This window comes from Candidatus Limimorpha avicola (assembly GCF_056978975.1).
Window position 1 is genome coordinate 13,243 of the sequence record NZ_DBMCYK010000008.1, and the last position, 14,260, is coordinate 27,502.

The following is a 14,260-nucleotide window of genomic DNA, read 5'->3' on the forward strand; positions in this document are numbered from 1 at the left end:
AAACCATGAAAATAAAAAAAACTTAAAAATTAATCTTTAAAATGTTTAACTTGAAAACTTACTTAGGACAACTCAGCTATACATAGAACCATCATGACATAAAAGATGCGTTTATATGTATATTTGAATTATAACCATAAACGATAAGATATTTGTCATCAACATATATCGGTAAATTACAACATCTTTCAACTTATTATAAAAAAGGAAAAAACAAATTCATGTCGCTTAATTTTCTGAACTCGATTTTTCCTTTTGTTTTTATTATATCAACTAACTTCATTTATAATTTCAGATTAAAAACGGTCAGTTTGAAAAAGTAGGTGTTAATGACAATTCATCTTTATGGAACTCCTCAATATTTCTGACCAATCTTACGGCAAGGCCTGTCGTAATCGAGACATCGGAAGCCACTCCATCTCTCACCGAGAATGCTCTGCCACACGAGAATGAACCATAAGTTGAAGTCCAATATTTTGTCGCGTCCACTCTATCTGTATAAGCTGTTGGCTGACTAAAATATGAGGAAACTTCATCAGCATAAAGATACATCTGTACATTATCATTTTCAATTTTCCTAAACCCTGAATACGGAAGGAATATCAGACCTCTATGTGTAAGACTTGTCATTTCAGGTGAAGATGTAGGCGATAAGGAAGAAAGTGTATAACTTCCTTCAATAGAGGTCAACACATCATTAAATTCTATCGGCAACAAAGCTTTTCCATAAGAAGGTATATATGTTACAGGATGTCTTGCAAACCATTTCACAAGAACCTCCTTACTTAAATTACTATTTCCATGTACTCTATACAATCCATTCCATTCAGATTCGGAAAGTGTTCTCCAGCCATTGCACTTAATAAATTTATCTAATTCCTCTCCATATTCTGCCATCCCTGCAACACTGCCCCAGTCACTCGGACCTGTACCAGTACCTGAAGGAGTGCTTTGGTGCAAATCAGACTGCCAATAAAGACCAAAATTATCCTGATAATTAAACGGCGAACAATTATTATATCCGGTAGTACCAAAACCGAACATATCATACCAACCACTATCACTAGGTAACACATCATCAATTGTATTATTGAGACTACCAATAATTTTATATTGAATAAAGTTATCATTATCTCCAAAATACCAATACCATTGAGTAGGAGGAACTGGTGTATTAACTACATAATCTGAATACAATCTAACACTCAAATTCTGTCTTGAGAATCTCACCATCTGTGTTTTTGCCTCATCCACGAAAAACAACCCGGGTGTCACCCTATAGTTATTATCCGTACCCGTAACATCCAATGTCAGCAGTTTCACAGGATCTTCTGACGCCTTGGCATCGCCTGAACCATAAAAAGCATTGGCAACAATACCGTTATTCATAACATGCTGTGACAGAAAATGATTACTGTCGAATCTGAGAGTCATTTTTCCGGATTTAGCAGCCTTGGAGAGATTATTGTCCATCGGCAAGTCATTAGGTATCAATGCCACATATTTAGTCGCACCGGTTAATGTCTCTCCCGTCTCTCCTATAAGTTTATTTGCCGACCATCCGAGTTGTATCACTTTATTGCCTTTTCTTGCAATAGTGCCATCACAGTTTATCACCAACTCCGAGGACAAATCTTCGCCATGCATATAAACAGGCTCTCCTACCATTATTCCCAAATTATCTGTATATACAAAGTTACTCAAGTCAAACTTAATAATAGATATTTTATTCTTCATTATCACACTTTGAGCTACGCCTCTTACATCGTATTCTGTCTCCGCGTATGCTATATGAAATCTATCCGCTATGTCATCTAACGTTCCTGTCTTTTGATCGCTAAAATCTATTACGACCGATTCCTTACTATTTGTTGCAGAAACATTGTTTCCAAGATAAAACAGATGTAATTTCGTTGAACCTTGCGGTGTTGTAATAGCTCCTGAAAATGAAGCAGTCTTTCCGTCTTCACTTACTCCTGATGCCACCAATTCTCCAAGCCATCCGCTTTCATGTCCTACATATATCTTATCTCCTTCTTCCCATTTCACCACTCCTATAAGACCCCCATCTGTTATTCCGACTTTCTCGCCTCCCCATGATGCCTTTATCTCCAATCTTACTTTCTCGCCCGTGTCAGCAGGAGCTACTTCTTCTTTTTTCTTACATTGTACAAAAAACAACACCGATACAAGAAGTACCAAAACAGCTTTTACTCTCATTTCTTCTCTCCTTTCTTTCTAATGTTTATTATTGCATAACATGTTCCCATTGCGGCCAACACCAACAATCCGCTTCCAACAGGTCCATAATTACTTGTGGTAGGGTTGGTACCAAACGGTGAATCATTTTCTCTTTCATCATGTTGGGAATAATTAAAGAACCCATCCGCCCTCTGGGCATACAATCCTGTACATGCACATAACAGCACTGCCATCAATACAGCTTTCAGTTTTTTTGATTTAATCATTTCAATTATAATTTAATTTAACATCAGACATAAAAAAAGCCTGCTGTCCTTTTTCGGACAACAAGCCAATACAATATGCCGCTCCGAGGGAACAGCAATTCAATATATACTTATAATATTGATTATCAATTACATAACTATCGTGCAGGGGGGGTAATGGTTGATATGGCAATTGAAGACCTATTGCCTGAAGTTACTAATATGCCATCCATTACTATCATTATGTTAAATTTGGACTGCAAAAATACAATTTTTTTCTATTTGCAACATTTTTTTAAAAAAAATTTTAATATTTTACATAAATTTTTAAATAACAAATCATCAATACAGATAAAATCATCTCATAATCACAGCACTATACAATAGCAGGCAATAACAAGATCAAAACAGCAAACAATGTTATATAAAATCAACAAACAGAATAGGAACACAATAATTACACAATCTCTCGATTAAATATTTGGTAAAGAACCATGCAAATCATATATTTCATTACTGAGATAAGGCAACATAGAGTCAGCGGCGTCATACGAGATCTATAACCTCTTTAATTCTGACGAGATGTTCGAGAAGTGGCTGTACAAGGTCGAGACGCAACATATTGGCACCATCGGATTTAGCCATTCCCGGTTCAGGGTGAGTCTCCATAAATATGCCGTCAGCACCGGCAGCGATAGCGGCTTTAGACACAAGACCTATCAATTCCGGTTTACCACCAGTGACACCTTCCGTTTGATTTGGCTGTTGCAAAGAATGTGTCACATCCATAATTACAGGGACATCACATTTTTTCATATCATAAATATTGCGATAATCTACCACGAGATCCCGGTAGCCGAAGAAGTTACCTCTTTCCGTGAGCATCACAGATTCATTTCCTGATTGTTGAACCTTCTCGACTGCAAAACGCATTGAAGCACCCGAAAGGAACTGTCCTTTTTTGATATTGACAACTTTACCTGTTGTAGCCGCAGCAACGAGCAATTCAGTCTGACGGCATAGAAATGCCGGTATCTGTAAGATATCGACATCAAAATCAGCAGCCATGCGAGCCTCCTCTACAGCATGAATATCGGTAACTACGGGCACATCAAATTCCCGACTTATATCTCTAAGCACATTCAAGGCTTTCTCGTCACCTATTCCTGTAAATGAATCGTAACGAGAACGATTGGCTTTACGATATGATGCTTTAAAGACAAACGGTATATCCAATGCTGTTGTTATCTTTTTCAATGTTTCAGCTATATAATAAGGAGATACCTCGTCCTCAATGACACAAGGACCGGCAAGAAGAAAAAATCTTCCACTCTTCAAATTTTTCAAAAAAGGATAATTATCTGACTTCATATCTTAATCTATAACACCACAACATTTCTACAAATAACACCGTGAGCATTGTATATTTTAAGAATATACTTACCGCTTGTCATGTCATTAACACTTATATGTAATTCTCTATCGTTCAAGTTTTTTTCATATACCTTGCTGCCTGTTGATGAATAAATAGCCACCTTCCGTATTTCAGACCCTGATTTCAAAAACAACATATCCTTGACAGGATTGGGATATAATTGCAAATCGACCAATGAAGTCTCTTCAATACCAAAAGAAGACTGAAAGACAGCTTTCAAACTTCGGTTGCCATCCACCACAAAAGACAATACGGGTTCTTTACTCAACACAATATCGTTTTCTTCCCATTGAATAAAAGAAAAACCTTCGTTATTCTCAGCCCGCAGAGTTACCGATTCACCGCGCTGATACCAGCCTGTCCCACTGATGAAACCGGCAGCATGCAAATTCATCATCACATCGATAAAACATTCATTCTCATCTTGCTCTCTAACAGTAATATCATCACCATTATCTTCTGACACCATATAATAATTTGTTGTCACCACCCTCACTCTATAGCCTGTGCCATTCTCTACAGAAGCAGGGACGTGACACTGAATAATGCCGCTTATATCAGCAGTTACTCTTCCTATCTCCAAGGGGTTATCGAAAGAGCCATCCGCATCAGACAACTGAGCAATAACCTCATTAGGGTCGAGATTAAGATTGTCAGGCGACATGGTACCATAAAGTTCGAAAGGGACATCGAAACGGGCATCTGAGCCATCGGAAGGTTTAAAGATATTAAGATCATTCAACTTACCGACTTTTACTTCCGGATTATAAATCAACAAAATATCATCAATAAAAAGTTCATCAGATGAATTGCCGGCACCCGGTATGGCATTAGTAGTAATAGTAGCAAGGATATAACGCGGGTCGGAACATATCTCCGGATAACGTGTAAAAGGAACTGAAAGACGAACCCATTTATATTCAGAAGAACCGACTGCAGAAGTAGATGTCATATTAATATCGGCGTAGGCACACAACATATCAGGAGGAGACATACTGCCGTCGCCAAGACACTGGAAGTCGGCATTGCCATGCACTACAGCGGAGATACTTGCTTCAGACGAAGCATCGACAGCTCTGAAACATGCCCATACGGTAAGCGAGTCAGGCACCGTGTTTAAAGGCGTATTGAAATCATTGTTGGTACGTTGAGTATAGTTATAATTACTTGAACCTGAAGGTGTCATGCTACCGGCATTAATTCTTCCGTTGGTAAAATTACCATTAGCGGTAATACCTACTACATTGCGTGGATAAATTCTGACACTGCGGGTACCTTTACTACCCGGTCTTACAATAAAAGAAGGCTCTATCTGTTGTGCCATAAGTCCGCTGAATGCACCGGTAGCTGTCTTAAATGAATGCCATTGAACCGGCTCCACCTTATTTGTACCTTCATTTACCCAATCTTCAAAACCTCTATTTTCAAATTGTAAATCTTCACGTTCCTGTGCAACTGTCGTAACAAATAACTGCAACAAAATTGTCAAAACAAAAAATATTTTTATGTTATTCATATTTCCATATTTTCCTGCAAAGATAATCATTTCCCTTAAAACATCAAACTATATCGTCATTATTTAATATTATTACGAATCCATAACCACTGCATAGTAAAAAAATCTTGTAATTGTAAATAAATTGCAATCATAACAATAAATATTATGTTTTACAAACAAATCAGAATCGTCATTGTTAGATAACTGAAAAGAACAACAGCCATATCATGACAAAGAAATACTCCGTATATTCAGTTATTATCATGTTAATAATCCCATTATCAAGTTTGACACAGAACATGAACTATCTTGACCGGGAACTACCGGCTCAATGGAGTAACGACACCTTATTTAATATAGAATATAAAATTGACACTAATTGGTGGACAAGTTTCGATGACATGCTTTTGGATTCTCTGATAAGAATAGCCATAAGCAACAATTACAGTTTAAAATCTGCGGAAGCAAGTCTTAACAAAGCATATTACAATTACAAGGAATCCGAGAACGAATATTTTCCCAACATATCGTTAGATATGGGATATTATAATAGCGGCAGCAGCCTCAACATGTATGACAACACCATTGAAAATCCCAACCGTTATACGGACTACATGCAAGTCTCGATGAGCAGCAAATGGGCAATTGATATTTTCGGCTCTGTAAGGAACAATGTCAAGGCAATGAAGAAAGAATATATGTCTGTCGAAGCAAATTATTACAACACCATATTGAATATATGTGCAGAAGTGGGGATGGCATATTTCAATTTAAGGAGTTATCAGCAGCAGTATGATCTTTTGAAAGAAACCATAGCCTCCTCAAAAGCCATTTTGAATATCACCTTGGCAAGATACAATACCGGATTAGGGTCTCAATTGGATGTATCACAAGCCAAATCAGTATATTACAGCAGTACAGCCGCATTACCTGAAATACAATCATATATCACGAGATATATCAACAACATCGCATTATTAATAGGTGTATATCCGTCAGACATAGCACCTATGTTGGAAAATCACCGACCATTGCCCAATGTAGTGAGGATAATAGATGCAGGGATACCGGCAAACAGCATAAGAAGGAGGATGGATGTACGACAGGCAGAACTTGCCATTGAAGCCAACAGTGCCGCTTTAGGTGCCACAAAAGCAGATTATTATCCAAAACTCTATCTATCAGGTAGTTTTGGATTATTATCTCATAATATTGAAAATCTCGCAGACGCCAACAGTATGACTTATCAGTTTACCCCTACTCTGACATGGAACATATTTTCCGGTTTTCAGGTACGTAATGCCACAAGAAAAGCTAAAATGACTTTAACAGAAAGTATTGAAGAATATAATGAAACTATACTAAATGCCGTACAGGAAGTAGAAAGCATCATGAACATTTATGCCAATGCAATACAAGCCATACAAGAATATCAACATGTAGTCAATGAAGGAATAAAGACATTAAACTTGTCTGTCGATATATACAAGCAGGGACTTGGAACTTTTACAAATGTCCTTGATGCACAAAGGTCGTTATTGTCATATCAGAACAATCTCATTTCAGCACAAAATTCAGCTTTAATTTCATTAGTCCGTCTCTATCAAGCACTTGGAGGCGGTTGGTAAAAATTAATATATCAAACGATGAAAACTTTTTTAGAATATCTCTATTCTGTTGTAGTAACAACAGTCATTTGCATCACATTATTATTATCATGCAAAGAAAAAAAAACGTCAGCTACCATGGCATCGTCTCCACCAAAAATATCTGTAGCGACGCCACTTGTCAAAGATATAGTGTTGACAAAAGAATATCCCGGATATCTGCAGTCCAACAGTACAATAGACATAGTAGCAAGAGTTAACGGATATCTTATCAAGCAGAATTACAAACCCGGACAGATGGTTAACAAAGGTGATGTTCTTTTCGTAATAGAACCGGAGTTATATCTCAATGCGGTACAACAGGCAGAAGCAGAGTTGAACTCAGCGACAGCAACTTTGGAATATGCAAAAAACAACTATGAAAGAATGCTCGAAGCCTCTCAAAGCGATGCCATCAGTCAGATAGAACTAATACAAGCAAATACCAAAGTATGCACCTCAGAAGCTGCAGTGACAAATGCGAAAGCTGCACTGCAAACAGCAGAAAAAAACTTAGAATATTGTTACATAAAAGCTCCTGTATCAGGTTATGTATCCGTCAACAACATAGATGTCGGTAATTATGTGTCCGGTTCAGTACAACCTGTAAAACTTGCCACCTTATATAATAACAATCCAATATATATATATTTCAACATAGAAGACAATCAATATCTCAACATGGCAGTATCAAACAGGATGCACAATGGGAAGAGCCTTTTAGGTGACAGCGTCAACATTCGCATGATGAACGAACTAATGCCGACTATAAGAGCTTCTGTCGATTATTTGTCGCCCAACGTGACATTAACGACAGGTACGCTGAACCTCCGTGCCGTGATAAAAGACAACAATTGGGGACTGAGAAGCGGCATGTACTGTACAATAGAGTTGCCTTACAGCGAAGAAAAAAATGCCATACTTATCAATGATGCTTCTACCGGTACCGACCAACTCGGACGTTACATTTATGTCGTCAACGATGATAACACAGTAGAATACAGACATATAGAAGTAGGACAGATTATAAACGACAGTTTAATACAGGTCACTTCTGGTCTTAGCAAAGGAGAACGCTATGTCACTAAAGCCCTGTTAAAAGTAAGAAACGGCATTAAAATAGAACCGATAAAATGAAAATGCCATGATTTCCAAATTTTTCATAGAAAGACCCATTTTTGCTTCTGTTATTGCAATAGTTCTTGTAATATCAGGACTTGTGACACTAAGGACATTACCGATAGCGCAATATCCCGACATCACACCACCTACAGTTATGGTATCTGCCATTTATCCTGGTGCAAGTGCGGAAACAGTAGCTCAAACCGTAGGTGTCCCCATAGAACAACAAGTAAATGGTGTTGAAGGCATGATGTACATGAACTCCACTTCATCAAGCAACGGACAATACACTTTGACTGTCACTTTTGAATTAGGGACAGATATCAGTCAAGCCGCCATATTGGTACAAAACAGGGTCAACATTGCACTTTCAGGTCTGCCTTCCGTAGTACAACAACAAGGTGTCTCGGTTAAAGAACAAAGTACTAACATGTTGATGTTGTTATCATTGACAAGCGAGAAGCCCGAGTACGACGGTTTATATCTGTCTAATTATGCTAACATAAATATTGTCAACGAATTATCTAAATTGCCAGGTGTTGGCAACGTACAAATTTTCGGAGCTGCCGAATACGCCATGCGTGTATGGCTTGACCCTGAATTGATGAGGATACGCAACATAACACCGTCGGAAGTTTACAGCATGATACAGGCACAAAACATAGAAGTGTCTGCCGGTGCTACAGGAGCACCGCCTACATCGGGCAATACTCCTTTTCAATATACCATCAATGTCAAAGGCAGACTAACCGATACTGAAGAGTTCGGCAATATTGTCATAAAGACATTGGACAACGGCAAATATCTGCGTCTCAAAGATATAGCCACCATAGAATTAGGTGCCAAGACATATTCCGTAGTAACGACAGAGAAAAATATACAGATAGCCGCCATTGCAATAAACCAACTGCCTGAATCCAATGCTTTGCAGGTGGCTAAAGAAGTAAATAAAAGTGTTGAAAAAATGCAGGCTTCTCTTCCTGAAGGCGTCAGTTTCCAAACTGTAATGAATACTACAGACTATGTCGGCGCCTCAATAGAAGAGGTATTGAAAACATTGATAGAGACAACATTACTCGTTGTTCTGGTAATGTTCATTTTCCTTCAAAATTTCCGTGCCGTGATAATACCGACTATGACGATACCCATCTCACTTATTGGCACCTTTGCCATAATGAAGCTATTCGGATTTTCCATCAACCTATTGACATTGTTCGGATTAGTACTTGCCATTGCGATAGTTGTCGATGATGCCATAGTCGTTGTGGAGAATGTCTCACGACTGTTGAATACGGGAAAATATTCCAAAAAAGAAGCCGTCACCATAGCGATGAAAGAGATCCAAAGTCCCATCATCAGCATAGTCCTTGTACTGCTTGCCGTTTTTATTCCGACAGCATTCATAGGAGGTGTCACGGGGCAGTTATACAAACAATTTGCCCTGACAATAGCGGCATCCACTGTACTCAGCGGATTTACTTCGATTGTATTCACTCCTGCCATGTGTGCCATAATATTGAAACCTGTCAGTTCAACGCCAAAATTTTTCTTTTTCAGATGGTTCAACAAGTCTTACGACAAATTGGTAACGCGTTATGCAGGCCTGGTAGGACGGTTTCTCAGGAAACCTGTACTCGTAATGAGTTCATTTCTTCTTATTTCCGGAATAACATTATTTACCTTTGCCAAATGGCCATCGGAATTCATTCCGTCGGAAGACCTCGGATATTTCATAGTAGGAGTCCAACTGCCCAATGCAGCGAGTTTGGAACGCACACAGGAGACTACGGCAAAAATCACCGGATACCTTGACACTTATCCGGAAGTAAAGACTTATATTGTAATCAACGGTTATTCCATGTTGCAGAGCGGCAATTTGTCAAACGGAGCCACCATATTTGTCATGTTGAAGAACTGGAAAGACCGCAAAGGCAAGGATGAGACAGCTTCCGCAATCATCGACAGACTGAACAGGCAAGCGGCACTTGACATTCAGGAAGCCACCGTTTTTGCCATAGACCCTCCGGCAATACCGGGATTAGGACAGTCAGGCGGTCTCACTTTCATGATAGAAGACCGTAACAACTTAGGCACCACAGAACTGCAAAATGCCGTCAACAGCATTATGACAAATTATCATCAAGAACCTGCTTTGATGTTATTGCAATCGCAGTTTCAAGGCAACAGTCCACAATACTTGCTAAACATGGACCGCAACAAGATAGCCATGATGGGGATTCAACTCAACGACGTTTTCAGCACCTTATCTTCTTTCATGGGGTCAAGGTATGTCAACGACTTCATTAAATTCAACAATATTTATCAAGTCATCTTGATGGCAAATGCAGAGAACCGCAGTATCATCAACGATGTCTTGCGACTGAGTGTCACCAACAGTCAAGGCGAGATGGTACCGTTCTCATCATTTTCCTCTATAGAAGAAAAAATGGGACAGTCACAAATTAACAGATACAATTTATACACTGCTGCAGGAATCACTGCCATCACTACACCGGGATATAGTACCAAAGAAGGCATGAGTGCCATGGAACAACTGACAGAACGTCTGTTCAACAACACTTTCGGTCACGAATGGACATCCATAGCCTATCAACAAGAGCAATCCGGAAATACAATAGTATTGATTTTCACCTTAGCTGTAATTTTAGTCATCCTTGTTCTCGCTGCCATGTATGAAAGTTGGACAAATCCTTTTGCAGTCATTCTGGGTATTCCTTTGGCATTGTTAGGTACTGTTATAGGTTGTTTCATAATGAACCTTCCCATAAGCATCTATACACAAATAGGTATAATTCTATTGATAGCCTTGTCTGCAAAGAACGCCATACTGATAGTGGAATATGCAGTAGATTTTCGTGCCAAAGGCATGAGTATAAGAGATGCGGCAATAGAAGCCGGACGCATAAGGCTACGTCCCATACTCATGACATCATTGACGTTCATAATAGGCATTATACCTCTTATCTTCGCCACAGGTGCCGGAGCAAATTCCCGTATAGCTCTCGGTACAGCCGTTGTATTCGGAATGCTTGCAAATACTGTCCTGGGCATTCTTTACATTCCCAACTTCTTCCAGATAACACAATCATTACACGAAAAAATAATCCCGAATAAAGAAACAGACAAAAAAACTCAACCAACAAAAAACATTAAATTGTCAGATAAAACAATTTAACATCTTGACAATAAGACTATTCAGCAGTATATGTATTGCCATTTCATATACTGCTGATTAATTTTGCCGGGCAAATATATACATTTTTATTTGTCCAATAAAAATCATTATTAACATATCCGAATATGAGATAATTACTGAAGACACAAATGTCATTCCATCAACATATTAGAGGCCATCTAACAAGTTTAGGCAGTTTTTAAGAAAACGATATCAATACAACAACATTTGTGACATACAATTATTTTCCAGTCATTCCAATAGTCTTCACAAGCTGTTCACCGAGACCAATAGTATAACCTTGGGATACAAATATCACCTCATCATCGGCATTCGCTATCATGAACACAGGTAAATCCTTGTCATTCAATTTCATATTGGACACTGCTTTTTCAAACAGATTATTTTCGTCAAAAGCATAAACCACATTTACAGGAAGGTCTTTAAAGTCTTTCAATATAAAACTGTCATAATATTTTTTATCGGAAAAGACAAACACCATTATGCCTCCCCATTCTTCAAAATCTTCTTTCAAGACACCGATATCATGCATGGCATGAGTTGTAGGCTCGCTGCCTCCATCGAGCAAACCAATCACATAATATCCCTTGCCACACAAGTCAGCAAGCGTAACAATACTTTCTTTATCAAGAAGTTTCACCTTACTGTCAGCATCAAACTTTCCCAATACTTTTAAATTCTCGGAAGGTTTACGCATTTCCAAGTCTATCAAAGTCTTTTTTCCTGAAGTAATTGTAAAAGAAGACATTTTACAAAGTACCGAGCCATCGAAAAGACGAGTGCCTGTTGTCAGGACATAATAGCCCGGGTCGAGGACAAGACCATTTTTCAAGATATCGGAATATAAGGCACCGACGTCCATACCCGGGTCTTTGGCATCATAAGACAAAAGATCAAATGTATTGCCATTAAATTTCTTTATGGTGAAATGTGTGTAATAACGAGGGTCATCGACAAGACCATTAGTAATATAGGAAGCCACCAAAGTACCTTTCTCAGTATTAGTCACGGTAGCCACATTATCAAAATCCACATCGATCCAATTATCATTGTCATAATATTGGACCTTACCGGTAACCTTGTCAATGCGGGCAGGTATTCCAAGTGAGCGAGCCACTGCGACGAAAAAGATGTCACGGGAATGTGAATCAGCTGTCAAAGCTCTCATCACACCGGTAGGATAAATAGGTATATTTCTAACATTCAAGTCATTACGTATCTCAATATTATCTCTCACCCAAGCCACGAGGTTCTGTGGATTGTCTTTGAACGACACTGCCACAGAGGCAAACTCATCGGCAAGAATTTTCTTATAAGGACGTATCATTTCGTCAGACACACGAGGATTCAGGATATAAGCCTCATACAAAGGTGTATCCACAACGACAGTATTGTCAAGATTATCCACCAACACGTCCATTGTCACATCTCTCAAATCCTTATCAGAAATATTAGATAAAATAGAAACAGCTTTGCCGCGCATGTCCTTCTTCGTAGCATAGTCAAGAAAATCCTTAATAGTCTGATAGTTACCCCATGATTTCTCCATTATGCCATTAATAAGCGACTCATCATCGTCGAGGTCAGGATCATAAACATTTTTACGACCCTCTTCGAAAGTAGCAATATAAGCATTACGTATAGAGTCCTCATATCTAAAGCGTCTGTCATTCTCATCGCGCATAGCCTTCGACACCTCCGGAATACGAGCTTTCTCCACAGGAGGGACAATATCAAATTCACATAAAAACTCTGAACCTTCCTGTTTATCGAGTACAAGAGTAACGGTATCTGCATCCCCTATAGAGACGACCTCGAAATCGAATTTTCCGTCAGAAGCGGCATAAACCATCATGTCGCCTTTACCGGCAGTCAGCCATGACAATCCGTTATTGTCAGTAAGTTTAGTTGCCACAGTATTAAACTCGGCATAGTTATAAATCTTAAAATTGACAGGTACATTTTGCAAAGGCTTGCCATCATGAGACAATACTTTTACCGTCAGTTTGCCGGTATCCGCATAATTGTCCACCACATTTATCTCAGTATGATTAGCAGTATGTTCTATCACCTCTTCCGGCCCGAAGTAACGTCCGAACACGCGAGTATGAAGCAACAGACAGCGAGAAGAAGGGGCGTTGAACCAGCCGAGGTTGAGTACCGGTTCCGGTTCGCAGGCTCCAAGGAAATACCAAGTACCATCGACATAAGCCTCCACCCAGGCATGATTGTCGTCACAATGAGCCCAACGCGGGGTATAGACCTGACGGGCCGGGATACAAACGGAACGTAAGGCAGCGACGAGAAAAGTTGACTCTTCACCGCAACGTCCCCATGAGGTCTTCACCGTCGCCAAAGGCGAACTTGTCCTTATATCAGACCCTTTGTAGTTAGCTTTTTCATGACACCAGTGGTTGACTTCGAGAACAGCATCGTACATAGACATATCCTTTACCCTGTCTTTCAGTTCCTCATAAAATACAAACCGGGCATCATCAAGGTTTTCATTATTTACACGCACAGGAAGCACAAAATGATTAAACTCACGTTCAGGCACATTTTTACCCCATGGCATTGTCTCTCGCGCCATGAAAGCAGCATCGACATTTCTCTTGTAATAATCGCCTGAATAATCAGTAATGTCACCTATAGGCATATAGGCATACAAAAATTCCAATGCCTCACGCTGTTTAGTGCTGAGGTCTTGCGAGAAAACAGAGAACAAGTCACCTTCAGGCAAATCATTCATTTTTTTAATAAAGTCATCATGTACATCGGCACGTTGTTTCTCATCAGAGATAAAATGTTCTTCAGTGTCGCACGACACCACAAACAACAAGCTGAAAAGCAGAATTGACAATTTTCTCATAACGTATATAATATTGATTATCATTA

The 14,260-nt window shown here is 39.1% G+C and carries 8 protein-coding genes; 3 read left to right on the plus strand and 5 right to left on the minus strand.

From position 1 onward, the window contains the following. Positions 1-306 precede the first annotated feature (306 nt). The 4 genes from ACZOVS_RS05210 to ACZOVS_RS05225 all read right to left on the minus strand — a co-directional run bounded on the left by ACZOVS_RS05210 (position 307) and on the right by ACZOVS_RS05225 (position 5,398). Complete coding sequence (locus ACZOVS_RS05210; RefSeq protein ID WP_483996173.1) at positions 307-2,220, minus strand: hypothetical protein; 1,914 nt, start codon at positions 2,218-2,220, stop codon at positions 307-309. Next, complete coding sequence (locus ACZOVS_RS05215; protein WP_483996174.1) at positions 2,217-2,468, minus strand: hypothetical protein; 252 nt, start codon at positions 2,466-2,468, stop codon at positions 2,217-2,219. Before ACZOVS_RS05215 ends, ACZOVS_RS05210 begins: the two co-directional genes overlap by 4 nt. Before the next feature lie 525 nt (positions 2,469-2,993). After that, entirely contained in the window at positions 2,994-3,818 is an 825-nt protein-coding gene (kdsA, locus tag ACZOVS_RS05220) for a 3-deoxy-8-phosphooctulonate synthase (protein WP_483996175.1), read from the minus strand. A gap of 8 nt (positions 3,819-3,826) precedes the next feature. Then, positions 3,827-5,398: a T9SS type A sorting domain-containing protein gene (locus ACZOVS_RS05225; RefSeq protein WP_483996176.1), complete on the minus strand. Its 1,572-nt coding sequence runs from the start codon at positions 5,396-5,398 to the stop codon at positions 3,827-3,829. Positions 5,399-5,607: 209 nt separating this feature from the next. On the opposite strand from ACZOVS_RS05225, the gene ACZOVS_RS05230 reads away from it, so the two are divergent. The 3 genes from ACZOVS_RS05230 to ACZOVS_RS05240 are packed head-to-tail and all read left to right on the plus strand — an operon-like array spanning position 5,608 to position 11,344. Beyond that, entirely contained in the window at positions 5,608-7,008 is a 1,401-nt protein-coding gene (locus tag ACZOVS_RS05230) for an efflux transporter outer membrane subunit (protein WP_483996177.1), read from the plus strand. 18 nt (positions 7,009-7,026) lie between these two features. Continuing rightward, positions 7,027-8,163 carry an efflux RND transporter periplasmic adaptor subunit gene (locus tag ACZOVS_RS05235; RefSeq protein ID WP_483996178.1) on the plus strand — a complete coding sequence of 379 codons (1,137 nt, stop codon included), beginning with the start codon at positions 7,027-7,029 and terminating at the stop codon, positions 8,161-8,163. Between the two features lie 7 nt (positions 8,164-8,170). Beyond that, positions 8,171-11,344 (plus strand): efflux RND transporter permease subunit, encoded by a 3,174-nt coding sequence (locus ACZOVS_RS05240; RefSeq protein ID WP_483996179.1) that lies wholly within the window; start codon positions 8,171-8,173, stop codon positions 11,342-11,344. A 241-nt stretch (positions 11,345-11,585) separates the two neighbouring features. On the opposite strand, the gene ACZOVS_RS05245 is transcribed toward ACZOVS_RS05240, so the two are convergent. Continuing rightward, positions 11,586-14,234, minus strand: a complete 2,649-nt coding sequence (locus ACZOVS_RS05245; RefSeq protein WP_483996180.1) for a transglutaminase domain-containing protein — start codon at positions 14,232-14,234, stop codon at positions 11,586-11,588. Positions 14,235-14,260 lie beyond the last annotated feature (26 nt).

What these genes read in the sequence shown, in the direction of transcription:
- ACZOVS_RS05210 (WP_483996173.1), bottom strand. Translation starts at nt 2,220, where the DNA reads ATGAGAGTAAAAGCTGTTTTGGTACTTCTTGTATCGGTGTTGTTTTTT.
- ACZOVS_RS05215 (WP_483996174.1), bottom strand. Translation starts at nt 2,468, where the DNA reads ATGATTAAATCAAAAAAACTGAAAGCTGTATTGATGGCAGTGCTGTTA.
- kdsA (WP_483996175.1), bottom strand. Translation starts at nt 3,818, where the DNA reads ATGAAGTCAGATAATTATCCTTTTTTGAAAAATTTGAAGAGTGGAAGA.
- ACZOVS_RS05240 (WP_483996179.1), top strand. Translation starts at nt 8,171, where the DNA reads ATGATTTCCAAATTTTTCATAGAAAGACCCATTTTTGCTTCTGTTATT.
- ACZOVS_RS05225 (WP_483996176.1), bottom strand. Translation starts at nt 5,398, where the DNA reads ATGAATAACATAAAAATATTTTTTGTTTTGACAATTTTGTTGCAGTTA.
- ACZOVS_RS05245 (WP_483996180.1), bottom strand. Translation starts at nt 14,234, where the DNA reads ATGAGAAAATTGTCAATTCTGCTTTTCAGCTTGTTGTTTGTGGTGTCG.
- ACZOVS_RS05230 (WP_483996177.1), top strand. Translation starts at nt 5,608, where the DNA reads ATGACAAAGAAATACTCCGTATATTCAGTTATTATCATGTTAATAATC.
- ACZOVS_RS05235 (WP_483996178.1), top strand. Translation starts at nt 7,027, where the DNA reads ATGAAAACTTTTTTAGAATATCTCTATTCTGTTGTAGTAACAACAGTC.